The sequence below is a fragment of the Knoellia aerolata DSM 18566 genome (genome assembly GCF_000768695.1).
GTDB lineage: Bacteria > Actinomycetota > Actinomycetes > Actinomycetales > Dermatophilaceae > Knoellia > Knoellia aerolata.
Window position 1 is genome coordinate 1 of sequence record NZ_AVPL01000006.1, and the last position, 22,676, is coordinate 22,676.

The 22,676-nt window shown below is 73.3% G+C and carries 27 protein-coding genes; 18 read left to right on the top strand and 9 right to left on the bottom strand.

Annotation, left to right across the window (positions count from 1 at the left end; all coding sequences use genetic code 11):
• From N801_RS04055 to N801_RS04090, 8 genes are all read left to right on the top strand, one after another.
• Nucleotides 1–1,380, top strand: a 1,380-nt coding sequence (locus N801_RS04055) for a bifunctional PIG-L family deacetylase/class I SAM-dependent methyltransferase (protein ID WP_245618205.1), incomplete at its 5' end; no start/stop codon positions are given.
• Nucleotides 1,377–2,117, top strand: a complete 741-nt coding sequence (locus tag N801_RS04060; protein WP_035933229.1) for a glycosyltransferase family 2 protein — start codon at nucleotides 1,377–1,379, stop codon at nucleotides 2,115–2,117. The genes N801_RS04055 and N801_RS04060, both read left to right, overlap by 4 nt.
• 69 nt (nucleotides 2,118–2,186) lie before the next feature.
• Nucleotides 2,187–2,729, top strand: a complete 543-nt coding sequence (locus tag N801_RS04065; RefSeq protein ID WP_035933232.1) for a hypothetical protein — start codon at nucleotides 2,187–2,189, stop codon at nucleotides 2,727–2,729.
• The gene (locus N801_RS04070; RefSeq protein ID WP_035933235.1) at nucleotides 2,726–3,112 is read left to right on the top strand and encodes a hypothetical protein; all 387 of its coding nucleotides are present in this window, start codon (nucleotides 2,726–2,728) and stop codon (nucleotides 3,110–3,112) included. Before N801_RS04065 ends, N801_RS04070 begins: the two co-directional genes overlap by 4 nt.
• 1 nt (nucleotide 3,113) lies before the next feature.
• Nucleotides 3,114–4,199, top strand: coding sequence for a glycosyltransferase (locus tag N801_RS04075; RefSeq protein ID WP_035933238.1), 1,086 nt, complete (start codon nucleotides 3,114–3,116; stop codon nucleotides 4,197–4,199).
• Complete coding sequence (locus tag N801_RS04080) at nucleotides 4,196–5,251, top strand: glycosyltransferase (protein WP_035933241.1); 1,056 nt, start codon at nucleotides 4,196–4,198, stop codon at nucleotides 5,249–5,251. Before N801_RS04075 ends, N801_RS04080 begins: the two co-directional genes overlap by 4 nt.
• Nucleotides 5,244–6,086 carry a glycosyltransferase family 2 protein gene (locus N801_RS04085; protein WP_035933244.1) on the top strand — a complete coding sequence of 281 codons (843 nt, stop codon included), beginning with the start codon at nucleotides 5,244–5,246 and terminating at the stop codon, nucleotides 6,084–6,086. Before N801_RS04080 ends, N801_RS04085 begins: the two co-directional genes overlap by 8 nt.
• A gap of 15 nt (nucleotides 6,087–6,101) precedes the next feature.
• Entirely contained in the window at nucleotides 6,102–6,821 is a 720-nt protein-coding gene (locus tag N801_RS04090) for a helix-turn-helix transcriptional regulator (protein WP_052112581.1), read from the top strand.
• Here the strand turns inward: N801_RS04090 and N801_RS04095 are convergent, their stop codons facing one another.
• Genes N801_RS04095 through N801_RS04105 form a run of 3 tightly spaced genes read right to left on the bottom strand, consistent with a single transcriptional unit; the run spans nucleotide 6,822 to nucleotide 11,168 of the window.
• Complete coding sequence (locus tag N801_RS04095) at nucleotides 6,822–7,838, bottom strand: SDR family NAD(P)-dependent oxidoreductase (protein ID WP_035933246.1); 1,017 nt, start codon at nucleotides 7,836–7,838, stop codon at nucleotides 6,822–6,824. It lies immediately after the preceding gene.
• Nucleotides 7,835–9,013, bottom strand: a complete 1,179-nt coding sequence (locus N801_RS04100) for a zinc-dependent alcohol dehydrogenase (RefSeq protein WP_035933250.1) — start codon at nucleotides 9,011–9,013, stop codon at nucleotides 7,835–7,837. The genes N801_RS04095 and N801_RS04100 overlap by 4 nt, the downstream gene beginning before the upstream one ends.
• A gap of 37 nt (nucleotides 9,014–9,050) precedes the next feature.
• Nucleotides 9,051–11,168 (bottom strand): catalase, encoded by a 2,118-nt coding sequence (locus tag N801_RS04105; protein WP_084108158.1) that lies wholly within the window; start codon nucleotides 11,166–11,168, stop codon nucleotides 9,051–9,053.
• Nucleotides 11,169–11,370: 202 nt separating this feature from the next.
• Between N801_RS04105 and N801_RS04110 the strand changes: the two genes are divergently transcribed.
• The 4 genes from N801_RS04110 to N801_RS04125 are packed head-to-tail and all read left to right on the top strand — an operon-like array spanning nucleotide 11,371 to nucleotide 14,404.
• A complete protein-coding gene (locus tag N801_RS04110) occupies nucleotides 11,371–11,817 on the top strand; it encodes an SRPBCC family protein (RefSeq protein ID WP_035933255.1) in 447 nt (148 codons plus the stop codon).
• The gene (locus N801_RS04115; protein WP_052112582.1) at nucleotides 11,814–12,281 is read left to right on the top strand and encodes a PPOX class F420-dependent oxidoreductase; all 468 of its coding nucleotides are present in this window, start codon (nucleotides 11,814–11,816) and stop codon (nucleotides 12,279–12,281) included. The genes N801_RS04110 and N801_RS04115 overlap by 4 nt, the downstream gene beginning before the upstream one ends.
• On the top strand, nucleotides 12,274–12,762 hold the full coding sequence (locus N801_RS04120; RefSeq protein ID WP_035933258.1) for a pyridoxamine 5'-phosphate oxidase family protein: 489 nt from the start codon (nucleotides 12,274–12,276) through the stop codon (nucleotides 12,760–12,762). The genes N801_RS04115 and N801_RS04120 overlap by 8 nt, the downstream gene beginning before the upstream one ends.
• 46 nt (nucleotides 12,763–12,808) lie before the next feature.
• Nucleotides 12,809–14,404, top strand: a complete 1,596-nt coding sequence (locus N801_RS04125) for a phytoene desaturase family protein (protein WP_245618206.1) — start codon at nucleotides 12,809–12,811, stop codon at nucleotides 14,402–14,404.
• Between the two features lie 70 nt (nucleotides 14,405–14,474).
• On the opposite strand, the gene N801_RS04130 is transcribed toward N801_RS04125, so the two are convergent.
• Together N801_RS04130 and N801_RS04135 are read right to left on the bottom strand one after the other, a co-directional pair.
• Nucleotides 14,475–14,954, bottom strand: coding sequence for an SRPBCC family protein (locus tag N801_RS04130; RefSeq protein WP_035933264.1), 480 nt, complete (start codon nucleotides 14,952–14,954; stop codon nucleotides 14,475–14,477).
• Between the two features lie 3 nt (nucleotides 14,955–14,957).
• The gene (locus N801_RS04135; protein WP_084108160.1) at nucleotides 14,958–15,914 is read right to left on the bottom strand and encodes an SDR family NAD(P)-dependent oxidoreductase; all 957 of its coding nucleotides are present in this window, start codon (nucleotides 15,912–15,914) and stop codon (nucleotides 14,958–14,960) included.
• A 133-nt stretch (nucleotides 15,915–16,047) separates the two neighbouring features.
• Between N801_RS04135 and N801_RS04140 the strand changes: the two genes are divergently transcribed.
• The 3 genes from N801_RS04140 to N801_RS21495 all read left to right on the top strand — a co-directional run bounded on the left by N801_RS04140 (nucleotide 16,048) and on the right by N801_RS21495 (nucleotide 19,084).
• On the top strand, nucleotides 16,048–16,347 hold the full coding sequence (locus tag N801_RS04140; protein ID WP_035933268.1) for a hypothetical protein: 300 nt from the start codon (nucleotides 16,048–16,050) through the stop codon (nucleotides 16,345–16,347).
• Nucleotides 16,320–17,585, top strand: coding sequence for a flavin-containing monooxygenase (locus tag N801_RS04145; protein ID WP_084108162.1), 1,266 nt, complete (start codon nucleotides 16,320–16,322; stop codon nucleotides 17,583–17,585). The genes N801_RS04140 and N801_RS04145 overlap by 28 nt, the downstream gene beginning before the upstream one ends.
• A 1,175-nt stretch (nucleotides 17,586–18,760) precedes the next feature.
• Nucleotides 18,761–19,084: a response regulator transcription factor gene (locus tag N801_RS21495; RefSeq protein WP_245618216.1), complete on the top strand. Its 324-nt coding sequence runs from the start codon at nucleotides 18,761–18,763 to the stop codon at nucleotides 19,082–19,084.
• Nucleotides 19,085–19,111: 27 nt separating this feature from the next.
• Here the strand turns inward: N801_RS21495 and N801_RS04155 are convergent, their stop codons facing one another.
• Complete coding sequence (locus N801_RS04155) at nucleotides 19,112–20,026, bottom strand: NAD(P)H-hydrate dehydratase (protein ID WP_245618207.1); 915 nt, start codon at nucleotides 20,024–20,026, stop codon at nucleotides 19,112–19,114.
• Nucleotides 20,019–20,771: a histidine phosphatase family protein gene (locus tag N801_RS04160; RefSeq protein WP_035933274.1), complete on the bottom strand. Its 753-nt coding sequence runs from the start codon at nucleotides 20,769–20,771 to the stop codon at nucleotides 20,019–20,021. Before N801_RS04160 ends, N801_RS04155 begins: the two co-directional genes overlap by 8 nt.
• Nucleotides 20,772–20,852: 81 nt before the next feature.
• Here N801_RS04160 and N801_RS04165 point away from each other — a divergent pair, with 81 nt between their 5' ends.
• The 3 genes from N801_RS04165 to N801_RS04175 are packed head-to-tail and all read left to right on the top strand — an operon-like array spanning nucleotide 20,853 to nucleotide 22,036.
• Nucleotides 20,853–21,242: a DUF1304 domain-containing protein gene (locus N801_RS04165; protein WP_035933277.1), complete on the top strand. Its 390-nt coding sequence runs from the start codon at nucleotides 20,853–20,855 to the stop codon at nucleotides 21,240–21,242.
• 7 nt (nucleotides 21,243–21,249) lie between these two features.
• Complete coding sequence (locus tag N801_RS04170) at nucleotides 21,250–21,612, top strand: UBP-type zinc finger domain-containing protein (RefSeq protein ID WP_035933281.1); 363 nt, start codon at nucleotides 21,250–21,252, stop codon at nucleotides 21,610–21,612.
• Nucleotides 21,613–21,625: 13 nt separating this feature from the next.
• A complete protein-coding gene (locus N801_RS04175; RefSeq protein ID WP_035933283.1) occupies nucleotides 21,626–22,036 on the top strand; it encodes a PPOX class F420-dependent oxidoreductase in 411 nt (136 codons plus the stop codon).
• Here N801_RS04175 and N801_RS04180 read toward each other — a convergent pair.
• On the bottom strand, nucleotides 22,011–22,493 hold the full coding sequence (locus tag N801_RS04180; protein ID WP_169744204.1) for an SRPBCC family protein: 483 nt from the start codon (nucleotides 22,491–22,493) through the stop codon (nucleotides 22,011–22,013). The genes N801_RS04175 and N801_RS04180 overlap by 26 nt on opposite strands.
• Before the next feature lie 16 nt (nucleotides 22,494–22,509).
• Nucleotides 22,510–22,641 carry a hypothetical protein gene (locus N801_RS21710; RefSeq protein ID WP_281175661.1) on the bottom strand — a complete coding sequence of 44 codons (132 nt, stop codon included), beginning with the start codon at nucleotides 22,639–22,641 and terminating at the stop codon, nucleotides 22,510–22,512.
• Nucleotides 22,642–22,676: the final 35 nt, after the last annotated feature.

Sequence of the window (22,676 nt, forward strand, 5' to 3'; positions counted from 1 at the left end):
CCTCCTCGTCGGCCCGGCCGAATGACCGGCCGTGCCCGCCTCGACCACCCCGAGGGCGAGCTGCGCTGGGTGCGCGACCCGCGCTGGGGCGCCGTGCCGGCGCCGGCGGTGCACGCCGTGCTCGCGGGACACGACCACCTCCTCGTCGTGGCGGCCCACCCCGACGACGAGTGCCTGGGCGCGGGGGCGTTCATCGCCGACGCGGCCGCTCTCGGGATCGCCGTCACCGTGCTCGTCCTCACCGAGGGCGAGGCGTCGCACCCGCACTCCCCGACGGTGAGCGCGGACGAGATGGCGCGCCGGCGGGGCGAGGAGGCCGACCGTGCCGCCGCCGTCCTTGCCCCGACCGCCCGAGTGGTGCACGCCGGACTGCCCGACGGTGGGCTGGCCGCGCACCACGACCGGGTCGTCGCCGCGGTGCGCGACCTCGCTCGGCCGGGGACGCTCGTCCTCGCACCGTGGACCTCCGACGGTCACCCGGACCACGACGCTGCCGGCCGCGGTGCCGTCGCCGCCGTCGCCGAGTCGTGTGCCGACGGCGAGCAGCGGCTCCACGTCGGGCACTACCTCGTCTGGTTGTGGCACTGGGGCCGTCCTGACGCCCTGCCCTGGGCGGACATGGTCGTGGTGGACGCCACGCTCGCGGGGCTCGACCGGCGCGATCGGGCACTGTCACAGCACCACAGCCAGCTCGTCGCGCTGTCGCCGGCCGTGGGCGACGAGGCCCTGCTCGGCGACACCGTGCTCGCGCCCTTCCGTCGGGGCTTCACCGCGCTCGTCCTCCCGGGACACGACCTCGGCGGGGACGGCGCGTCGTCCGCCCGGGCCGCCGCCTTCGACGGGATGTTCACCGACGGCGACGACCCCTGGGCCACCCCCAGCTGGTACGAGCGCCGCAAGCGCGCCCTCACGCTGGCCGTCCTCGGGGACGAGCACTACGGCCGCGTCCTCGACCTCGGGTGCTCGACCGGCGTCCTCACCCGGGCCCTCGCGGTGCGGGCGGACGAGCTCGTCGCGGTCGACGTGAGCGAGCGGGCGCTCGCCGTCGCGCGTCGCGACGCCCCCGGGGGCATCACCTGGGTGCACGGGGAGGCCCCGTCGGTCCTCGACGCGGTCGACGGGCCCCTGGACCTCGTCGTCCTCTCGGAGGTCGGCTACTTCCTGCGCCCGGTCGAGCTGTGGCTCACCCTGGGCCGGGTGCTCGAGCGACTCGCGCCAGGAGGCGAGCTGGTCCTCGTCCACTGGCGGCACCCCACGAGCGACATCCCCCTCGACGGGCCCGCCGTGCACGCACAGGTGCGCGCCGTCTGCGGCTCCTGGTCCCGCCTCACCCACGTCGAGCCCGACGTGCTCGTCGACACCTACGCGGTGCCGCGATGATCAGGGCCGTCCACGTCGTCATCCCGGCGCGCAACGAGGAGCGCCGGCTCCCGCGGTGCCTCGACAGCGTCGAGGTGGCCCGGGTGGCGCTCCGGCAGGCGCGACCCGACCTCGTCGTCGAGGTGACCGTCGTCCTGGACCGGTGCCTCGACCGCTCGGCCGAGGTGGCCCGCCGCGCCCTGGTGCACCGTCTGACCGTGGAGCACGGCAACGTCGGGGCCGCCCGTCACGCCGGTGTCCGGGCTGCCCTGGCCGTGTCCGGGGGCCGAGGCGTCGACCCGGAGGACCTGTGGGTCGCCTGCACCGACGCCGACACCGTCGTCCCCCCGCACTGGCTCACCGGCCACCTGGCCCTCTCGGACACCCATGACGCCGTCGTCGGCACGGTGGAGCCGCTCGGGCTCACCGACGCGTCGGTCCTCAGCGAGTGGCGCGCCCGCCACCGCCTCGGCGAGGGCCATCCGCACGTCCACGGCGCCAACCTCGGCCTCCGGGGGAGCGCCTACCTCGAGGTCGGCGGCTTCCGCGCGATGGCCACGGACGAGGACGTCGACCTCATCCGCAGGATTCGGGCCCACACGGGCCGGTGGGTCGCCACGGACACGGTTCGGGTCGCCTCGTCGGCGCGGCGCACCCCCCGTGCCCGTGGCGGCTTCTCCGACTACCTCACCTCGCTGGAGGCCGAGGTCCGCACGGGTGAGGCCGCGGACGGACACCCTCGCCAGGAGGTCGGCTGAGCAGCGCAGTGGCGCCCGGCCCTCCTTTGGGGTGAGCCGCCCCGCGCCGGCCTGACCTACGGTCGAAGGATGACGGCATACAGCACCTCCGTGCGCGCCCTGCACCTCGTGACCAACGCGGCCTGGTTCGGCGGCTCGCTCATGGGGGCGGTCGGGCTCAACCCGGCCGCGGAGGAGGGGGACACCTCCCGGGAGCGTTCCGAGATCGCCGACCGGGGCTGGACCGCGTGGGGCCCGGTTCAGGGCGGCGCCATCGGTCTGCACCTGCTCAGCGGCATCGCGATCCTCGCCGACAACCGGCGGCGCACGCTCAGCCACACCCCCACCACCATCGCGGTCGTCGCGAAGACCGCGCTGACGGGAGCCGCGCTCGCGGCGAGCGGTGCGGCATACGTCAACGGAGCCCGCCTCGGCGAGGCCCGGGAGAAGGCCGACCACGACCCGGCCGCGCGAGGACGCGCGCGTGAGCTCGCGCAGCGTCTGCGCTGGCTGCAGTGGGCGACGCCCCTCACCACGGGCGGCCTGCTCGTGCTGGACGCCTACCTCGGTGAGCAGCAGCGGGGGGTGGCCGGGCTCCTCGACCGCCCGACCTCGCTGCGGCGACGCCGGTGAGCACCCGCTTCGAGTTCGCGTTCGCTCCCGCGTACCGGCTCCCCGCCCTCGTCTTCGGCATCCGTCCGGAGACGGCCCACGTGGACGTCACGGACGAGGAGCTGAGGGTGCGCTTCGGACCGTGGAGCCTCGTGACCGCTCGCGACAACATCGTCGGGGCGGAGATCACCGGAGGGTTCGGATGGCTCAAGACCGCCGGCCCGCCCCACCTCTCGTTCTCCGACCGGGGCGTCACCTTCGCCACCAACGGCGACCGGGCCGTGTGCCTGCGGTTCGCCACGCCGGTCGCGGGCATCGACCCCACCCGCACGATCAGGCACCCGGGTGCCACCCTCACCGTCGCGCAGCCCGACCTCCTCCTCCGTGCCCTGACGGGAGGCTGAGATGCGGATCGCCATGCTGGCGACGTCGCGCCACCCCATCGCCGAGCCGTATGCCGGCGGGCAGGAGTCGCACACCGCCCTGCTCGCGCGGGGGCTGCGCCGGATGGGTCACCACGTCCGCCTCTATGCCCGCGCCGGCACCGACCCGGACCTCGCGGACGAGCTCGTGCCCTACGTCGACCTTCCGGCGCTGAGCGAGGTCGCGGCCCTGGACCACCAGCTGCCCGAGCCGGACTTCCTCACCGACCACGCCGCGTTCACCGGTGCGGTGGCGGACCTGCTCACCCGGGGCGACGTCGACGTCGTCCACAACCAGAGCCTGCACTTCCTGCCGCTCGCGTTCAGCGCCGCCCTCGCCACGCCCGTGGTGACCACCCTGCACACCCCGCCCTTCCCGTGGATGGAGCTGGGCGTGGCGCTCGCCGGCCCGGAGTCGGCCTACGTCTGCGTGTCCCGGGCCAACGCCGGGGACTGGACCACGCTGCCGGTCCCGGCCCGGATCATCCTCAACGGCGTCGAGGACGACGGGCTCGGGCCCGGCGCCGGCGGGGAGCACGTCGTGTGGACGGGACGCCTCACCCCCGACAAGGGCGCCGACCTCGCCATCCGTGCGGCTCGACGGGCGGGCCGTCGCCTGCGCCTCGCCGGCCCGGTGAGCGACCGGGCCTGGTTCGACGAGGTCATCGCCCCGGAGCTGGGCGGCGACGTCGAGCACGTCGGCCACCTGTCGCACGCAGAGCTCGCCTCGCTCGTGCGGGCGAGCGCGGTCTCGCTCGTCACGCCCCGGTGGGACGAGCCCTTCGGTCTCGTCGCGGCCGAGGCCGCGATGTGGGGGACCCCCGTCGTCGCGCTCGACCGCGGTGGGCTGTCGGAGTTCGTCACGCCGGAGATCGGACTGCTCGTCAGCGCGGACGGCGACGACGAGGCCGTCGCGGACTTGCTCGGTGAGGCCGTGACCCGGGCCGCCCGCCTGCCGCGGTGGCAGGTCCACGCAGCCGCACGCCGCGACCTCCACGCCGACCGGATGGTCGACGACTACGCCGCGCTCTACCGCGAGCTCGTCCTCGACCACGGGGGTCCGTCATGAAGGTCGGGTGGTACGTCCACCACCACGGCGCCGGTCACCGCACCCGCGCGATGGTGGTCGCCCGCGAGCTGATGGCTCGAGGCGCCGACGTCACCCTCCTCGGGTCGGGACTCGAGAGTGACGCCGCACGCCGCGGCCCGGTCACGTCGGTCCGTCTCGCCATGGACGCCCCGCTGCCGGAACCGGCCACCGAGACCGGTGCCGACGTCACGGTGCACGGGATGATGCACTGGGCGCCCCTGTGGCACAGCGGCTTTCGCGAGCGCATGACGACGATCGCTCGCTGGGTCCAGGTGGAGGAGCCCGACGTGGTCGTCGTCGACGTGTCGTGCGAGGTGGCGGTCATGGTGCGGCTGCTGGGCGTCCCCGTGGTCGTCGTCGCGCAGCCCGGCGCGCGCACCGACCCGGCCCACGCCGCGGCGTACGACGCGGCCACCGCGGTCCTCGCGCCGTGGCCGGCCTGGGCGACCGAGGACATCTGGCACACGTCGCGTGACGCGACGTGCAAGGACGGACCCGACCCACGCGTCGTCGCCGTCGGGGGGATCGCACGCAGCCCGGTCCCCTCGCCGTCCGAGACCACCCCCGGCTCGAACGGGCGGGTGCACCGGGCGCGCGGCCTCGTCCTCGCCGGCTCGGACGGGTTCGACGACCCGGACCTGCCGGACCGCATCACCGGCGCCGTTCCCGACATCGACTGGACCGTGGTCGGGGGCGGGGCGTGGGTCAACGACGTGCAGGACCACCTCGCCCACTCGGACGTCGTCGTCACCCACGCCGGCCAGAACGCCATCGCGGACGTCGCCGGCTGGGGACTCCCGGCCGTCGTCCTCCCGCAGAGCCGGCCCTTCGACGAGCAGCGCCACATGGGTGCGGTGCTCGCGAGCTCCGGGATCGCCCAGGTCGTGCAGCGCGACGACGTGCCGGGTGCCCGGTGGGGCGAGCTCGTCCAGCGGGCCCGCACGCACGGCGGTGAGGGCTGGAGCACGTGGGGCTGCGAGGGTGCGGCGTCGCGGGCGGCCTCGCTCGTCGAGGTGGTCGCGGGTGTCTGACCGCGCCACCGTGGTGACGATCGTCAAGGGGCGCCACGACCACCTCCGCGAGCAGCGTCGTGTCCTGCGGTCGCTCGCCCCGGGGACGCCGCACGTCGTCGTCGCGATGGGGGACGCAGCGATCGACGCGGTGGTCGGCCCGGACGACCGCACCACGGTGGTGCACGTCGACGACGACCCCCGAGGGCTGCCGCTGGCGAAGGCGCGCAACACGGGCGTCCAGACCGCGCTCGCCGCCGGCGCCGAGCTGGTCGTCCTGCTCGACGTCGACTGCGTCCCCGGGCCCGGACTCGTCGACGCCTACCGGCGGGCTGCGGAGCGCGCTCCCGACGCGCTGCTCGCCGGCCCGGTCACCTACCTCCGCGAGGGCGTCCGGGTCCCGGAGGACCCGCACGACCTCACCGCGCTCCGGGCCCCCCACGCCGCCCGTCCCGACCCGCCCCCCGGGGAGCTCGTGCGCGGTGGCGACCACGACCTCTTCTGGTCGCTCAGCTGTGCCGTGACCGCGAGCACGTGGCGCACGCTCGGCGGCTTCCACGAGGGCTACGTCGGGTACGGGGCCGAGGACACCGACCTCGGCCGGGTCGCTCGTGCGCGCGGGGTGGACCTCGTCTGGGTCGGCGGGGCCGACGCGTACCACCAGTTCCACCCCGTCTCGCACCCCCCCGTGGGCCACCTCGAGGACATCGTGCGCAACGCCACCACCTTCCACGAGCGGTGGGGCGAGTGGCCGATGCGGGGCTGGCTGGACGAGTTCGAGCGGCGCGGGCTGCTCCGTCTGGAGGGCTCTCGTCTCATCGTCCTCCCGGACCGGGCAGGAGGCGGCGGTGCCTGACGGTAGCGTTCACCCATGAGCCCCGCCCGCGATCGCCCCGTCAGTGTGGCGGTGGTCAACGACCACGAGCTCATCGTGCGGGGTGTCGCGTCCATGCTCACGCCCTACGCGGACCTCGTCCGGGTGGTCGAGCTCGACGCCGACCTCATGCCCGTCAGCCCGGTCGACGTCGCGCTGTACGACACGTTCACCCACACGAGCCTGGACGAGCCCGACCTCGACGACCTCGCCCAGAGCCCCCGGATCGGTCGGCTCGTCCTCTACACGTGGGTGCTGACGGAGGAGCTCGTCGTCACCGCGCGTGCCCGCGGCGTCCACTCCGCTCTGCCGAAGTCCCTCGACGGTGCCAGCCTCGCCGCGGCCCTGGTCAAGGTCCACGAGGGCGCTCCCCACCTCGCCACGGTCCCCGACGAGCCGGTCATGGCCAGCCAGTCCTGGCCGGGACGCGACCACGGCCTCACGCCGCGCGAGTCGGAGATCATCGCCCTGGTCACCTCGGGGCTGAGCAACAACGAGATCGCCGAGAGGACCTACCTGAGCATCAACTCGGTGAAGTCCTACATCCGCTCCGCGTACCGGACGATGGGTGTCACGACGCGCAGCCAGGCCGTGCTCTGGGGCATCGACCACGGCATGGCCCCGACCCGCATGCGCGTGCTCCTGCCGCCGACGCCCGCCGAGAAGACGACGGTCGGCTCGTCCTCGGCCCCGGAGGTCCGCGAGCGCGACGGCTGACTACCCGTCGCGCCCTCCCGTCTCGTTGAGACGGTGCGCGGCCCGGTCGCCCAGCACGCTGAGGCCGTCGACGACGCGGGACCCGAGCGTGCGTCGCGCGTCGCCCCCCTCGACGTGCCCGGTGTCGGCACTCATCGAGGGCGCGCGCCCGTCGCCGCTCGGCAGGGCTCTCGCCACGAGGCCCAGCAGGCGCGAGGTCGGGCCCGGGAAGAGCCCGTGCACCCGCCGCCCGACCCACGTCAGGGGAGTGAGCTCGACCTGGGAGCGGCCCGCGAGCACGGCGTCGACGATCCGCCGGGCCGCCCGCTCGGCGGAGACCGACAGCAGCGGGAGCGACGCACCGGGAGCGAACCAGGCGTAGTCCTTCGCGGCGTCGCCGACGAACTGGGCGTGGACGTGCCCGCCCGTCCGCATGAGGCCGGGGACGATCGTCGTCGCGGTGACCCCGGTGCCGCTGAGCTCGGCCTGGAGCCCCTCGGTCAGCCCGACCGCGCCGAACTTCGCGACCGAGTAGGGCAGCAGGTGCGGCACCGAGACGACGCCGCCGACCGAGCTGACCACGCCGATCCGTCCGGCGCCGGCGTCGAGCATCGTCGGCAGCACGGCGAGGCAGAGGTGGACGGGTCCGAGCAGCATCGTGTCGATGGCCGCGCGGAAGTGGCCCAGGGTGGTCGACTCCACGGGGCCGACCTGGATGATCCCGGCGACGTGGATCGCGACGTCGATCCGGCCCTCGGCCGCGCGCACGTCCTCGACCCAGGCCGTCACCGCCTCGGCGTCCGCGACGTCGCACACGTGGCCGACGAACTCGCCCCGCACGGAACCCGCCGGGTCTCCCGTGGTCCGGTCCTCGGCCCGCGGCCCCACCTCGCCGCTGTTGACGAGGTGCTCGGCCCGGTCGACCTCGGCACGGTCACGCGCGCACCCGTGGACCCGGTACCCGCGAGCCACCAGCTCGGCGCCGATGAGCAGCCCGAGCCCACGGGACGCGCCCGCGACCAGTGCGACGGCCGTCATGGCTTGAGGACCACCTTGATGCAGCCGTCCTCCTTCTTCTGGAACATGGAGTAGGCGGCGGGGGCGTCCGCGAGGGGCAGCCGGTGGGTCGCCAGGGTCTCGAGGCCGAGCGGGTCCCCGTCCTCGAGGACGACGGGGATGATGTCGTCGACCCAGCGCTTGACGTGGCACTGGCCCATCCGGATCGACAGGCCCTTGTCGAACATCTCCATCATCGGCATCGGGTCGGCCATGCCGCCGTAGACCCCGCTGATGGAGACCGTCCCGCCGCGTCGCACCGCACCGATGGTCGCGCGCAGCGCCGCGAGCCGGTCGATGCCGACCTTCTCCATCATCGGCTTGGCGAGCCTGTCGGGGACGAAGCCCACCGTCTTGATCGCCGCCTCCGCCACCGGGCTGCCGTGCGCCTCCATGCCGACGGCGTCGAGGCCGCCGTCGGCACCACGCCCGTCGGTGAGGTCGCGGATCGCGCCGGGCACGTCGTCGAGGTCGGAGCGGACGACGGTCGCGCCGTACCCCTCCGCCTTGGCCATGCGCTCCGGCACGTTGTCGACGCCGATGACCCGCAGCCCTCGGTGGACGCCGATGGCGACCGCGAGGAGTCCGACCGGGCCTAGCCCGAACACGGCGAGCGTGCCGCCCTCCGGGACCTCGGCGTACTCGACGCCCTGCCACGCGGTGGGAAGGATGTCGGAGAGGTAGAGGAAGCGCTCGTCGGCGACGCCCTCGGGCACCGGGATCGGCCCGAACTGCGCCTGCGGCACCCGGAGGTACTCCGCCTGGCCGCCGGGGACCGACCCGTAGAGCTCGGTGTAGCCGAAGAGGGCGGCGCCCTTGCCCTGCGCACGCACCTGGGTGGTCTCGCACTGGGCCATGAGGCCGCGCTCGCACATCCAGCAGTGGCCGCAGGAGATGTTGAACGGGATGACGACCCGGTCGCCGGGCTTGATGTGGGTGACCTCCGAGCCGACCTCCTCGACCACGCCCATGGTCTCGTGGCCGAGGACGTCGCCGGGCGCGAGGAACGGGCCGAGCGGGTCGTAGAGGTGCAGGTCGGAGCCGCAGATCGCCGTCGACGTCACCTTGATGACGGCGTCCGTGGGCTGCTCGATGCGGGGGTCGGGGACCTCCTCGACGCGGAGGTCCTTCTTGCCCTGCCAGGTGAGTGCCTTCATGGGGTGGTGCTCCTTGCTGTGGGGACGGGCGGAGGGGTCAGGCGGACAGGTCGCGTGACCACTGGCGCGGACCGGCGATACGGGCGACGTATGCCGTCGCCCCGGCCGCGGTGCCCACGGCCAGGCACGCGTCGTCGAGCTTCCCGGCCAGGCCGGCCGCGTCGACGAGCGCGTCGGTGGACCCGCCGAGACCGATCACCTTGTAGTGCGTGAACGCGTCGGTGAGGAAGTCACGCGCGGCGGGCTCGTCGGCGAGGGCCTGACCGCCGGCGGGCCCGGTGAGGACGACCACCGTGTCGTAGAGCACCGACGGGGCTCCGGCGACGGCCTGCTTCGCCTCGAGGAGCGTGCCGTCGGAGAGGGTGGCGCCGCCGACCTTGGCCGCGATGACCTCGACGGTCCCGCCCGCCTTCGTCACGCCCTTCTGGACGCGCTTGACCGCGGCCGCGTCGGCGCCGTCGCCGACGAGCAGGCCGAGCTTGCGCCCCTCGAAGGTCTCCTTGGCGTTCCCGAGGATGCTCAGGGCGGGGGAGGGCTCGGTCTCCACGAGCGGTGCGGCGGCCTCGGACGCCGCAGGGAGCGGCATACCCAGTCCGTCGGCCACGCGAGCAGCGAGTGACTCGTCGACGTTGCGCAGGTTGGCGACCATCCGCGCGCGGATGGCCGGGATCTCGCACTTGCCGAGCTCGAAGACGTAGGCCGCGACGATGTGGCCCTGCTCGACGTCGGTCTGGCTGAGGAAGAACTGACGGGCCTGGCTGTAGTGGTCCCGGAAGGACGCGGCGCGGATGCGCCGGGTGGGCCCCTCGACCTGCTCGGGGAAGGGCACGTGCCCGTCCGGGCCGGCTTCGCGCGGCCCGCGGTCGCTGCCGGTGAAGGAGTTGGGCTCGTATGCCGCCCGCCCCGGCTGCGTGGACGTCTGCATGTGCCCGTCCCGCTGGAAGTGCGCCACCGGGCAGCGCGGCGCGTTGACCGGGAGCTGGCTGAAGTTCGTGCTGCCGAGTCGCTTGAGCTGGGTGTCGAGGTAGGAGAAGTTGCGGCCCTGGAGCAGCGGGTCGTTGGTGAAGTCGATGCCCGGGGGCACGTTCTGCGTCATGAACGCGACCTGCTCGATCTCGGCGAAGACGTTGTCCACGACGCGGTTCAGCGTCATCGTGCCGACCGTGCGCACCGGGACGAGCTCCTCGGGCACGATCTTCGTCGCGTCGAGGACGTCGAAGTCGAACGCGTCGGCGAAGGCGTCGTCGAAGACCTGGACGCCGAGCTCCCACTGGGGGAAGTCGCCGGCGGTGATGGCGTCGAAGAGGTCGCGGCGGTGGAAGTCGGGGTCGGCCCCGTTGATCTTCACGGCCTCGTTCCAGACGACCGACTGCATGCCGAGGACGGGCTTCCAGTGGAACTTGACGAAGGTGCCCTCACCGGCGGCGTTGACGAAGCGGAAGGTGTGGACGCCGAAGCCCTCCATCATCCGGAACGAGCGCGGGATGGCCCGGTCGGACATCTGCCACAGCGTCATGTGCGTGGACTCGGGCATGAGGGAGGCGAAGTCCCAGAACGTGTCGTGCGCCGACTGGGCCTGCGGGAAGCCGCGATCGGGCTCCTCCTTGACCGAGTGGACGAGGTCGGGGAACTTCACGGCGTCCTGGATGAAGAAGACCGGGATGTTGTTGCCCACGAGGTCCCAGTTGCCCTCGTCGGTGTAGAACTTCGTCGCGAAGCCGCGCACGTCGCGGGCGAGGTCGAAGGAGCCGAGGTTGCCGGCGACGGTGGAGAAGCGGACGAACGTCTCGGTCTGCTTGCCCGCCTCGGCGAAGACGCTCGCCCGGGTGAGGTCGGAGAGCGACTCGTGGCACTCGAAGACCCCGTGGGCCCCGTAGCCGCGTGCGTGGACGACGCGCTCGGGGATGCGCTCGTGGTCGAAGTGGAAGATCTTCTCGCGGAACGCGTGGTCCTCGAGCAGGGTGGGCCCGCGGTCGCCGGCGCGCAGCGAGTTGTTGTCGTCCTGGACCGGCGCGCCGTGGGCGGTGGTGAGGACGGGGCTGTCGCCTCCGGCCACCTGGTGCAGCTCCCCGCCGTTGCCGATGTGGTCCTGCGGCGCGTCCTTCGTCGCCCGTGACGTGGCTCGTGCGGCGGGCTTCTGCTTCTTCGTCGGCATCCAGTGCTCCCTCGTCGGCGTGAGTGCCCGGGAGCCGACCGACCCGCGAGCACGCGGTCGTCTTCTCGACGCTACGCCCGTCCGCGGGCTCGTGCCCCCTCCCTTGGGGTGAGGCGCCGAGGCGCCGAGTCCGGCGACGTCGCCGCAGGTGGGGAGCCAGAAAAATGGCTTACGGTGGCAGGACCAACCCCGAGGAGCACCGATGGTCAACATCGTCCGAGAGTTCGACGTCCCCTGCCCGCAGGACGACGCCGTCGCCTACCTGGCCGACTTCGCCAACGCCGTCGAATGGGACCCCGGGACGGTGTCGTGCGTGCGCAACGGCGACCCGTCGGCGCCCGCGCTCCCCGGTGCGACGTGGACCAACACGAGCAAGGTGCTCGGCCGCGAGACGCAGCTCCAGTACGAGCTCGTGACGCTGCAGCCGGACCACGTGGTCCTCCACGGGGTCAACGACACCGCCGACTCGACCGACGACATCACGGTGACCTCCCTTGACGGTGGCCGGAGCCGGATCCGTTACGAGGCGACGATCACGTTCAAGGGCGTGGCGCGCTTCGCCGACCCTCTCATGCAGCTCGTCTTCAAGAAGGTCGCCGACGACACCGTCCGCGACATGACCGCCGCCCTCACCCGCGTCGGCCGGTGACCACCGCCACCAGCGCCGCGAGCGCTGCGAGCGCCGCCACGCTCGGCGCCGAGGACTTCGTGCTGCTCACGACGTTCCGGCGAGGTGGGGAGGGTGTGCCGACCCCGGTGTGGATCAGCCGCCTGGCGGACGAGGCGCGCGTCGGCTTCTACACGACGATGGGGACCGGCAAGACCAAGAGGCTGCGGCACACGCCCCGGGTGACCCTCCAGCCGTGCAGCCGGACCGGCACGCCGACGCCGGGCACGGAGCCGGTCGAGGCCACGGCGCAGATGGTGCAGTCCGGTCGGGACTTCGACGAGGTGCAGGGCGCCATCCGCGCGAAGTACGGATGGCAGTGCGCGCTCTTCGCCGTCGTCGGGGGACTGGCCACCCGGAGCAAGGGCCTGACCTACCGCGACACGGTCGTCCTCATCACCCCCACGCCCCGCAGTTCCGCACGAGAGGAAGCACGAGATGGCTGACACGACCCCCCGGGACCTCATCGCCGAGATCATGAAGGAGACCCGGATCGCGACCCTGACCTATGTCGACGACGCCGGTCGCCTCGTGTCCACGCCCATGGGCACCCAGGACTTCGAGGACCCGAGCACCGTGTGGTTCATCACCGAGCTCGACACCGACAAGGTCGCCGCGATCCGCCAGCGCCCCGCCGTCAACGTCGCGTACGCCAGTGACACCGGCTGGGTCTCGCTCGCGGGCAACGCCGTCATCAGCGAGGACCGCGCCAAGCTCGAGGAGCTGTGGGACCCCTCGGTCTCGGCCTGGATGAAGGGTGACGCCCAGACCCCGAACAACGGGCTCATCGAGGTCACGGCCGACACGGCCGAGTACTGGGAGTCGCCGGGCAAGGCCGCCCTGCTCGTCCAGCTCGTCAAGGGTCTCGTGACCGACGACAAGGCGCAGGACGAGGACGACGACAGCAGCGGCGTCGTCACGCTCTGACAGCGGACGGCCGACGGACAGGACGGGGCACCCGACGATGACCTCGATGGGCACGGCGGACGCGGTGGTGGTCGGGGCGGGACCGAACGGCCTCGTCGCCGCCAACGCGCTCGTCGACGCGGACTGGGACGTCGTGGTCGTCGAGGCCAACGACGAGGTGGGCGGTGCCGTCCGCAGCGCGGAGGTGACGGCCCCGGGCTACGTCAGCGACCTGTTCAGTGCGTTCTACCCCCTGGCGGCGGCCAGCCCGATCATCCGCGACCTGCACCTCGAGCAGCACGGCCTGGTCTGGCGGAGGGCGCCGCACGTGCTCGCGCACGCCCTCGACGACGGCAGCGCCGCGGTCCTGCGCGACGACGCCGACGGGACCGCGACCGGGCTCGAGGAGCAGGGTGCCGGCGACGGTGACGCCTGGCTCGAGCTCGTCCACGGGTGGGACCGCATCCGCGACCCCTTGCTGGACGCCCTGTTCACCCCGTTCCCGCCGGTGGTGTCCGCGACCCGCATGCTCCGCCGCCTCGGGGTGGCCGACGGTCTCGACTTCGCCCGGCTGGCCGTGACCCCCGTCCGCCGGCTCGCGCAGGAACGGTTCACCGGCCCCGGAGCCGGCCTGCTCCTCACCGGCAACGCGATGCACAGCGACGTCCCGCCCGACGCCGCCGGGAGCGGCATGTTCGGCTGGCTGCTGTGCATGCTCGGCCAGGACGTCGGCTTCCCCGTGCCCGAGGGCGGCGCGGGAGAGCTGGCGCAGTCGCTGCGTCGCCGGGCGGAGAGCAGGGGTGCGCGGTTCGTCACGGGGACGGCAGTCACGGCCGTCACCGTCGGGCACGGCCGCGCCAGCGGGGTGCGCCTGGCCGACGGCCGGACCGTGACCGCGCGGCGGGGTGTGCTCGCCGACGTCCCGGCCCCGGCGCTCTACCGCGACCTCCTCGCCGGGCAGGCGCTCCCGCCCCGGCTCCTGCGCGACCTCGACCGCTTCCAGTGGGACAACCCGACGATCAAGGTCAACTGGGCCCTGGACCGCCCCGTGCCGTGGAGCAACGACGAAGCGCGCGGCGCCGGGACGGTGCACCTCGGTGTCGACACGGACGGCTTCGTCGACTTCGCCGCCGACCTGTCGGTGGGTCGCACGCCCGAGCGGCCGTTCATCCTCTTCGGGCAGATGACGACCTCGGACCCGACGCGGTCGCCGGAGGGCACGGAGTCGGCCTGGGCCTACACGCACGTCCCGCACGGTGGCGACTGGAGCGGCGAGCACCTCGACGCCCACGTCGAACGCATCGAGGACGCCATCGAACGGGTCGCCCCGGGCTTCCGCGGGACGCGCGTCGGCCGCCACGTGCAGTCGCCCGCCGACCTCGAGCGCGAGGACGCCAACCTCGTCGACGGCGCCATCAACGCCGGAACGTCGGGGTTGCACCAGCAGCTCGTCTTCCGGCCGACCGCAGGGCTCGGCCGACCCGAGACCCCGGTGCCCGGGCTCTACCTCGCGAGCGCCTCGGCTCACCCCGGGGGAGGCGTGCACGGCGCGTGCGGGTGGAACGCCGCGCGCGCGGCGCTCGGTGCCAACGGCCGCCTCACCGGCGCGGCGCGCCGGGCCCTGACGAGGACGGCCTGGAACCGGCTGCTCCCTCGCGACTGACCGCCCCCGGGCTGCCCCGCCGCCGCCGCACCGCACCCGTGCTCTCAGCGCGTGCTCTCAGCGCGTGCGGTCAGGCCGGAGGGCGTTCGCCGTTGCGGTGACGCCCCTCGGCGAGGAAGGCCAGCCGCTTGAGGGCCTCGACGTTGCGCGGCCCGATCGCGAGCTGGCGGGCCGGCTTCGGGATGAGCGTCCCAGGTCCGCTCGAGGCGTCCTCCTCGATCCGCACCGTGCAGCGACCCTCGCCGCGCGGGGTGATCGAGATCGAGACCCTCGCCTCACCGGCCGGCCACCCGCGTGCCGTGAGCACGAGCGCGGAGGGCTCGACCGAGTGCTCCACGCGTGTGGTGTCGTTGAGGAGCAGGGGCCAGACGCCGAACGAGTGGTGGATCCGCGCGTCCGGCGCGGGCCAGCTGTCGTCGACGTCACGCACCCGGGATGCGCCGACGACCCAGGTCGCGTACGACCACCCGTCGGCGAGCACGTCCCACACCGCCCGGTCGGGTGCGTCGACGTCGCGGGTCACGGTGACGACTCCGTCGTTCTGGTCCATGGGTCAGCTCCTCTGTCGGTGTGCGCGGCCGAGTGCGGCCACGCCGACGGTGACGCCTGTGAGTGCGGCGCCACGCAGCCAGTGTCTGCCCCAGCGCCCGTGCAGCGCCTCACCCTCAGGGAGGGGCGCCAGCACGTTGCCGGGCGAGTTCGCGACCTCGCCGCGCGAGAGCCCCCCGACCCGCATGAGCGGGGTGACGATCCGGTCGAACACCGCGGGTGCCATGCGGAAGCCGGTGACGACGAGGTGGTTGGCCGGCCCGACCGAGACCTCGCGGCGCGGGCGACCGAGGGCGCGGATCGCGGCGCGGGCGACCTTCTCCGGGGAGTCGACCGGCGGCGGCGGCCGGCCGTGGCGCTCGAGGTAGGTCCCCGCCTGGAGGTAGACGGGCGTGTCCACGCCACCCGGCCAGACGAGGCTGATGTCGATGCCGGGGGTGCTGTGGGCCTCGAGCTGCAGGGTGCGCACGAGTCCGTGCACGCCCCACTTGGCCGTGACGTAGGAGCTCATCCACGGCGTGCTGATCTTGCCCAGGAGCGACCCGATGACGACGAGGCTGCCGCGCCCACTGGCCGTGAACGACTGGAGGGCGACCCGGGCCACGTTCGCGGTCCCGGTGAGGGTCGTGTGGATCGAGGCGTCGAACACCTCGGCGGGCACGTCCTCGAAGCGCCCGTAGGCGAGGGCCGCCGCTGAGTGCACGACCCCGTCGAGGGGACCGAACCGCTCCCGGCCCGTGTCGAAGGCGGCCGCCAGCGACGCGGGGTCGCCGACGTCGGCCACGGTGACGATGGCGTGCCCACCGCGCGCCTCGCACTCCTGCCGGACGGTGTCGAGCACCTGGCCGGACCGGGCGAGGAGGACGAGGTTCGCCCCCTCCTCGGCGAGCTGCAGCGCGGTCGCCCGCCCGATCCCGCTCGAGGCGCCGGTGACGAGGACGGTCCTGCCGGTGCGGGTCATGGGCCCAGTCTGCGGGCTGGACCGGGGGAAATGCCCGGGAGCGCACGGTGGGTCACCTGACCCATCGCTCACTTCCGACAATGGGTGGTTCGCCCGACGCGGCGGCCGGACCGCGGAACCTAGCGTCGGCGGCATGGGCACCTCCCTCCCACTCCTCGCAGGCACCGTCGCGACGATCGTGTTCGCCGCCAGCGCGCTGCCGATGCTGGGGAAGGCCCGCCGCACCAGGGACCTCAGGTCCTACAGCCGCAGCAACCTCGTCCTGGCCAACCTCGGGAACCTCGTCTACTCGTTCTACGTCTTCAGCCTCCCGCCGGGCCCGATCTGGATGCTGCACACCTTCTACGTCGTGTCCTCCGCGCTGATGCTCCTCTGGAGCCTGCGCTTCGCTCCCGGGAGAGCACCATGCGAACCGAACACATCGACACCGTGATCATCGGCGCCGGACAGGCCGGTCTGGCCACCGGCTACCACCTCCAGCGACGCGGTCGCGCGTTCGTCATCCTCGACTCCGAGGAACGCGTCGGCGACGGCTGGCGCCGCCAGTGGGACAGCCTCCGGATCTTCACGCCGGCCGCCGTGGACTCCCTGCCGGGGATGAGGTTCCCGGGACCCCGGTGGTCGTTCCCGACCAAGGACGAGTTCGCCGACTACCTGGAGTCGTATGCCGCCGAGCTCGCCCTGCCGGTCCGGCTCGGTACCCCCGTCGCCCGTGTCGCCAGCGCACCGGCCGTCGACGGCACCAACCGCGGCTACGTCGTCACGACCGAGCATGGGGACCTTCACTCCCGCAACGTCGTCATCGCGACGGGCACCTTCGGGCGAACACCGGCCGTCCCCGACTTCGCCGATCAGCTCGACCCGTCGACCGTCCAGCTCCACTCGAGCGAGTACCGCCGTCCGGGCGACCTCCCGCCCGGTCCGGTCCTCGTCGTCGGCGCCTCCCACTCGGGCTGCGACATCGCGTACGAGGTCGCCACGACCCGCCCGACGACGTTGGCGGGCCGCGACACCGGCCAGATCCCGGTGCCGTTCACCTCGCCCCTGCTCAAGGTCGTCATGCCGCTGATGCTCTTCGCCTTCGGCCACGTCCTGACCCGGCGGAACCCGTTGGGGCGCAAGCAGATGGAGCACTTCCGGTTCGGCGGCGGCCCGCGGCTGCGGGTGCAGGAGAAGGACCTCGCGCAGCGCCACGTCGACTGGGTCCGGGGCAGGGTCACGGGGGTGGTGGACGGCAGGCCGGTCCTCGCCCACCGTGGTCCGGTCGACGTGCGGACGGTCATCTGGTGCACCGGCTTCAGACAGGCCTACAACTGGGTCGACCTCGACATCTTCGACGAGCACGGGTGGCCCCGCGAGATGGCAGGAGTGGTCGCTGACGCACCCGGCCTCTACTTCATGGGACTGGGCTTCCAGACCTCCGCACGGTCGATGCTCATCAACGGTGCTCGCCACGACGCCGAGACGGTCGTGCGCCACCTCGCCGGCCGCCGTCCGGGCCCGGACCGGCGAGGCGGGGCGCGAGTACAGTCGAATCCGGAGGAGCGATGGACGCCGACGCACTCACCCTCGGGCGGTCAGCCATCGCACGCCGCGACTGGACGGCTGCGTGCGAGCTCTACGCGCGGGTCGACCCGGCCGACCTCCCGGCGGACGACCTCCGCCACCTGAGCTCGGCGGCATACCTCACCGGTGACCGCGAGGGCGCGGTCCGAGCGCTCCAGCGGTCCTTCACGCTCTCCGTGGCGGCCGGCGACAGGAGCGGCGCAGCCCGCGACGCCCACTGGATCGGAGTCATCCACAGCACCCGCGGCGAGCCGTCCGTCGGTGCCGGGTGGGTGGCCCGCGCGCACCGGCTGCTCGAGGGCGAGCCCGCGGATGCTCTCGAGCGGGGCTACCTCCTCATCCACGAGATGTACCGCTGCCTCGGGAGCGGTGACCTCGACGGCGCCCTGCGCACCTGCCAGCGGATCGGAGAGATCGCCGGCAGGGCACGGGACGTCGACCTCGCGACGTTCGCTCGGGCGAGCACCGGCCGACTGTTGTTCTCCACGGGACAGGTGGCCGAGGGGCTCCTCCTCCTCGACGAGGCGATGGTCGCACTGACCGCGGACGAGGTCTCGCCGATCGTGGCCGGCCTGGTCTACTGCGTCATGATCGAGGGCTGCCAGGAGATCGGCGACTACCCACGGATGAGCGAGTGGACGGCCGCGCTGACCCGCTGGTGCGACGACCAGTCCGGCCTGGTCCCCTTCACGGGTCAGTGCGCCGTGCACCGTGGCCAGATCCTGTCGGCCCACGGCTCGTTCGCCGAGGCCCTGGACGAGCTCGCCCTCGCGGTCGAGCGCTACCGGGACGACGGCATGGACCCGGCTCAGGGGCTGGCGACGTACGAGCAAGGAGAGGTGCTGCGCATCATGGGTGACCTCGATGGTGCAGAGGCCGCCTACGACGTCGCCGCCTCGCACGGGCACGACCCACAACCGGGCCGGTCGCTCCTCCTGCTGGCGCACGGGAGGATCGCTCCCGCCGTCGCGTCGGCGCACCGGATGCTCGACGAGGCCCACGATCCGGTGACGCGCTCACGACGGCTCGCTGCGGCGGTACAGATCCTCATCGCCGGTGGCGAGGCCGACGACGCCCAGGTGCTGGCGGACGAGTTCCTCGGCATCGCCGGCACCTTCGGGTGCGACGCCGTCACCGCCAAGGCGTCGTATGCCGCTGGCCTCGTCGCGCTCGCCAGTGACGACCCGGGCCGCGCGCTCACCCACCTCCGTCGGTCCTGGAAGGTGTGGATCGACCTCGGTTGCCGCTACGACGCGGCGGTGGCCCGCGCCCACATCGGGATGGCGCTTCGCGCCCTGGGGGACGAGGCCTCGGCCGAGTCCGACCTCCGTGTCGCCCTGCGGACGTTCGCCGAGCTCGGGGCGCACCCCGACCGGCATGAGGTCGGGAAGCTGCTCGGCGGCGGCCTCCCCGACGGTCTGACCGCCCGCGAGGCCGAGGTCCTGCGCCTCGTGGCGACCGGGCGCAGCAACCCGCAGATCGCCGACGCGCTGTTCCTCAGCCAGAAGACCGTGGCGCGGCACCTCAGCAACATCTTCGCCAAGACGGGGGTGACGTCGCGGACGGCGGCGACCGCGTACGCCTTCGAGCACGACCTGACGTGACCGTCTCGCCGCACCGCAGGCGCTCGGTCAGTTCCCCCGCAGGGACCTGAGCACCCGCGGCAGGTGGCCCGCGAGCTCGCTCGCGAGGTAGCCGACCCGCCCGTGGGTCATGACGAGGTCGTCCCCCGCCGCCGCATGGACGTACTTGCCCCAGACGAGCGCCTGCAGCGGCGTGGCCCCACGGCTGAGGAGACCCAGCGTCGCGCCGGCGACCACGTCGCCGCTCCCGGACGTGCCCAGTCCCGTGTCCCCGGTCGTGATCTGCCAGATCCGCCGGTCGGCCACGACCCAGGTGTCGCAGCCGACGACCGCGCCGAACCGGCGCGAAGCCTCGAGGGCTCCCGCGACGACGTCCTCGGCGTCGAGCTCGTCCTCACCGAGGAGGAACGCCAGCTCCGCGGTGTTGGGCGTGACGACGAGCCGGTCGCGGAGGGCGCGACTCGTGTCCGCTCCCACGTCGGGCAGCACGGTGACACCGTAGGCGTCGAGGATGACCGGCGTGTCCGCCGGCAGCTCCTGCACGACCTCGGCGAGCAGCCGGGCGGTGCCGTCCGCGTCGTCGAGGCCGGGACCGAGCAGCAGCCCGTCCGCCCGCGCCAGCTCCCTGGCGAGCGCTGCTCCGGCGCCGACCCCGGTCACCGACCCGCGTCCGTCCTCGGCGAGCCCGGTCGCGCCGCACTCGGGCAGGGCGACGGCCACGTGCCGGGCGACGCTCTCGGCCACCGCGACGCTGAGGCGCCCCGAGCCCATGCGCAGTGCCGACTGACCCGCGAGGAGCACGCCACCCGGGGTCGACCGCGCGCCGCCCACGACGAGGGCCTGCCCGCGGCTGTACTTGGAGCCGCTCGGCTCCGGCAGCGGCCACTGCTCGAGGACGTGCGGCGTGACGAGGCGGGGAGCCCGCCGGGTGCCGCCCACAGCTCCCTCCGGGACCTCACCCACGGCCCGCACCGACCTCGTCCGAGGCGCCCGGCTGCGAGGTGACCTCGACGCCGAGGTCACGGAGGTGGGTGTCGATGTTGTAGTCGGAGACGACCCAGCCGGTGGGTGACTCCTCGTCGCGGTGCAGGCGGCAGATCGCGGCGTTCTTCAGGCCGTCGGTGCGCGCGCGCTCGAGCACCGCCTCCTCGTCGAGGCCCTCGGCGACGTACGTGAACAGCAGGATGACGACGTCGTGGGCGGTGACGAGCACCCGGTCGTGACGCTCCGTGTTCGCGATGTCGGTGAGGACCGCCCGCACCCGCTGGGCGACGTCGGCCCACGACTCGCCGCCCGGAGGCCGGTAGTAGAACTTCCCGAGCCACGCGCGCCGCTCCGACTCCTCCGGGTGCGCGGCCCGGATGCCCGCCCCGGTGAGCATGTCGGTGATCCCCATGTCGCGGTCGCGCAGCCGCTCGTCCACCCGGAAGGTCAGGCGGTCCCCCATGACGTCGAGGGCGATCTCGGCCGTCTCCCGGGCCCGGCGGTACGGGCTGGTCCAGGCGATCTGTGGCCGCTCGTCCTCCGGCAGGTCGCCGAGCCACCGCCCGACGGCGCCGGCCTGCTCGCGCCCCAGCTCGGACAGCGTGATGTCGGGGTCCCGCGCCGGCACGGCGATGCGCTCGAGCTGCTCGCGCTCGGCGGACTCGGCGGCGACGTTGCCCTCGGACTGGCCGTGGCGGACGAGGATGATGCTGGTGGCCGGCATGAAACCGAGGCTAGAGGTCCGGGAGCCTGCCATGGCGGGAAGCCGTCCCGCACCTCGACCCCGGTTCACTAGGCTCGGGCCATGCTCACGCTCGCGTACGTGCTCGCAGGCATCGCCGCGCTGGTCCACGTCTACATCTTCCGGCTGGAGTCGCTGGCGTGGACGGAACCGCGCACGCGCGCCGTCTTCGGGACGACGCCGGAGACCGCACAGGTCACGAGGCCGATGGCCTACAACCAGGGCTTCTACAACCTGTTCCTCGCCGTCGTCACGGTCGTCGGGATCGTCGTGTCCGCGTACGGTTCCGAGGACGTCGGAGCTGCGCTGATGTATGCCGGGTGCGGCTCGATGCTCGCGGCCGCCCTGGTCCTCGCGACGAGCGACCGTTCCAAACTGCGGGCCGCTCTCATCCAGGGTGTCGCTCCCGCGCTCGCCGTCGTGGTCCTCCTCGTCGCCCGGGCAGGGGAGTAGCGGCGCCATGCCCGTCAACTTCCCGCGCTCCGTGCACCTCGACCCCACCGTCCCGCCCTCGGGTGCTGGCTGTGCCACGTGCACTGCGGCGCAGGGGTGGTGGGTCCACCTTCGCCGGTGCACCACGTGCGGCACCGTGGGCTGCTGTGACAGCTCACCGGGCCAGCACGCGACGGCGCACTACCGCGAGACCGGCCACCCGATCGTCGCGAGCTACGAGCCCGACGAGGTGTGGTTCTGGAACTACGCCACCGAGGAGCTGGGGCGGGGCCCGACCCTGGCCCCGCCGCGCTTCCACCCCGCGGACCAGCCCGTGCCAGGACCCGAGGGGCGCGTCCCCGACGACTGGCGCGACCACCTCCACACGTGAGAGGGCGGGCCCGGTGAGCGACCCCACGGCGTTCCTGGCGGGGCAGCAGTACGTCGAGCTGACGACGTTCCGACGCAACGGAACGGCGGTGCCGAGCCCTGTCTGGATCGCCCCCGACGGCGAGGACCTCCTCGTCGTCACGGTGGACGAGACCGGCAAGACCAAGCGCCTGGCCCACACCTCGCGCGTCGAGCTCCGACCGTGCGACGTGAGGGGCACCGTCGCCGAGGGCGCCCCGCGCTTTGCCGCCACGGCGACCGTGCACCGCGACAAGGCTGCCGTCGCCCGCGTCAAGCGGGCCATCGGCGCGAAGTACGGCTGGTGGTACCGCGCCCTCACGACGGTGGAGCCCGCCCTCGACCGGCTGCCCGGCCGCAGGAAGCGTGCCGCGATCGTCCTCAGGGACGTCGTGCCGCTCGGGTGACGAGCTCCTTCTCGATCGAGCGTGCGAAACCGGCCCCCATCGCGGCGAGCACTCCCTGCATCGTGGTCTGGATCGCGGGGCGGGCCAGACCGGGGAACGGCAGGTCCACGGTGACCTTGAGCTCGATCCTCAGATCGGTGGACGCACCGTCGGCGGCGTCGGCGAGGTCGTAGCGTCCGTCGGTCCCCGCGCGCTCGGTCCCTACCGGGGTGTGCCGGAACGTGATCCGCGTCCGCGGGTCGTAGGTCATCGTCTCGGTGAAGGCGAGCTCGAACGACTTCCCCAGCACCGGGATCCGGGTGAGCTGCCAGCGCCACCGGTCCTCGGTCGCCGTGATCGACGCCACCATCGGTGTCAGCCGGGCGACCGCCTCGGGATCGGTGAGGACGTCCCACACGAGGTCGCGCGGGTGCTCGACGGTGGCCTGGGAGATCTTGGTCGCGGAGAAGGTCGCCATGGCGCCCATCATCCACTCAGGGCGCGGTCCATCCGGTGACGGTCACCGTGAGCGACGCCCTGACGAGGTCGACGGCCTCGGTCCTCCACGGGTGGTGGGAGGCCTGCGGGCTGGAGCCGCCCGCCATCGCCACCGCCCGTCGCGTCATCCCCGGACCCTAGCGACCCCGACCCCGGCGCGGGT

What these genes read in the sequence shown, in the direction of transcription:
- N801_RS04060 (WP_035933229.1), top strand. Translation starts at nt 1,377, where the DNA reads ATGATCAGGGCCGTCCACGTCGTCATCCCGGCGCGCAACGAGGAGCGC.
- N801_RS04065 (WP_035933232.1), top strand. Translation starts at nt 2,187, where the DNA reads ATGACGGCATACAGCACCTCCGTGCGCGCCCTGCACCTCGTGACCAAC.
- N801_RS04075 (WP_035933238.1), top strand. Translation starts at nt 3,114, where the DNA reads ATGCGGATCGCCATGCTGGCGACGTCGCGCCACCCCATCGCCGAGCCG.
- N801_RS04080 (WP_035933241.1), top strand. Translation starts at nt 4,196, where the DNA reads ATGAAGGTCGGGTGGTACGTCCACCACCACGGCGCCGGTCACCGCACC.
- N801_RS04090 (WP_052112581.1), top strand. Translation starts at nt 6,102, where the DNA reads ATGAGCCCCGCCCGCGATCGCCCCGTCAGTGTGGCGGTGGTCAACGAC.
- N801_RS04095 (WP_035933246.1), bottom strand. Translation starts at nt 7,838, where the DNA reads ATGACGGCCGTCGCACTGGTCGCGGGCGCGTCCCGTGGGCTCGGGCTG.
- N801_RS04100 (WP_035933250.1), bottom strand. Translation starts at nt 9,013, where the DNA reads ATGAAGGCACTCACCTGGCAGGGCAAGAAGGACCTCCGCGTCGAGGAG.
- N801_RS04105 (WP_084108158.1), bottom strand. Translation starts at nt 11,168, where the DNA reads ATGCCGACGAAGAAGCAGAAGCCCGCCGCACGAGCCACGTCACGGGCG.
- N801_RS04110 (WP_035933255.1), top strand. Translation starts at nt 11,371, where the DNA reads ATGGTCAACATCGTCCGAGAGTTCGACGTCCCCTGCCCGCAGGACGAC.
- N801_RS04120 (WP_035933258.1), top strand. Translation starts at nt 12,274, where the DNA reads ATGGCTGACACGACCCCCCGGGACCTCATCGCCGAGATCATGAAGGAG.
- N801_RS04125 (WP_245618206.1), top strand. Translation starts at nt 12,809, where the DNA reads ATGGGCACGGCGGACGCGGTGGTGGTCGGGGCGGGACCGAACGGCCTC.
- N801_RS04130 (WP_035933264.1), bottom strand. Translation starts at nt 14,954, where the DNA reads ATGGACCAGAACGACGGAGTCGTCACCGTGACCCGCGACGTCGACGCA.
- N801_RS04135 (WP_084108160.1), bottom strand. Translation starts at nt 15,914, where the DNA reads ATGACCCGCACCGGCAGGACCGTCCTCGTCACCGGCGCCTCGAGCGGG.
- N801_RS04140 (WP_035933268.1), top strand. Translation starts at nt 16,048, where the DNA reads ATGGGCACCTCCCTCCCACTCCTCGCAGGCACCGTCGCGACGATCGTG.
- N801_RS04145 (WP_084108162.1), top strand. Translation starts at nt 16,320, where the DNA reads ATGCGAACCGAACACATCGACACCGTGATCATCGGCGCCGGACAGGCC.
- N801_RS21495 (WP_245618216.1), top strand. Translation starts at nt 18,761, where the DNA reads ATGGCGCTTCGCGCCCTGGGGGACGAGGCCTCGGCCGAGTCCGACCTC.
- N801_RS04160 (WP_035933274.1), bottom strand. Translation starts at nt 20,771, where the DNA reads ATGCCGGCCACCAGCATCATCCTCGTCCGCCACGGCCAGTCCGAGGGC.
- N801_RS04165 (WP_035933277.1), top strand. Translation starts at nt 20,853, where the DNA reads ATGCTCACGCTCGCGTACGTGCTCGCAGGCATCGCCGCGCTGGTCCAC.
- N801_RS04170 (WP_035933281.1), top strand. Translation starts at nt 21,250, where the DNA reads ATGCCCGTCAACTTCCCGCGCTCCGTGCACCTCGACCCCACCGTCCCG.
- N801_RS04180 (WP_169744204.1), bottom strand. Translation starts at nt 22,493, where the DNA reads ATGGCGACCTTCTCCGCGACCAAGATCTCCCAGGCCACCGTCGAGCAC.
- N801_RS21710 (WP_281175661.1), bottom strand. Translation starts at nt 22,641, where the DNA reads ATGACGCGACGGGCGGTGGCGATGGCGGGCGGCTCCAGCCCGCAGGCC.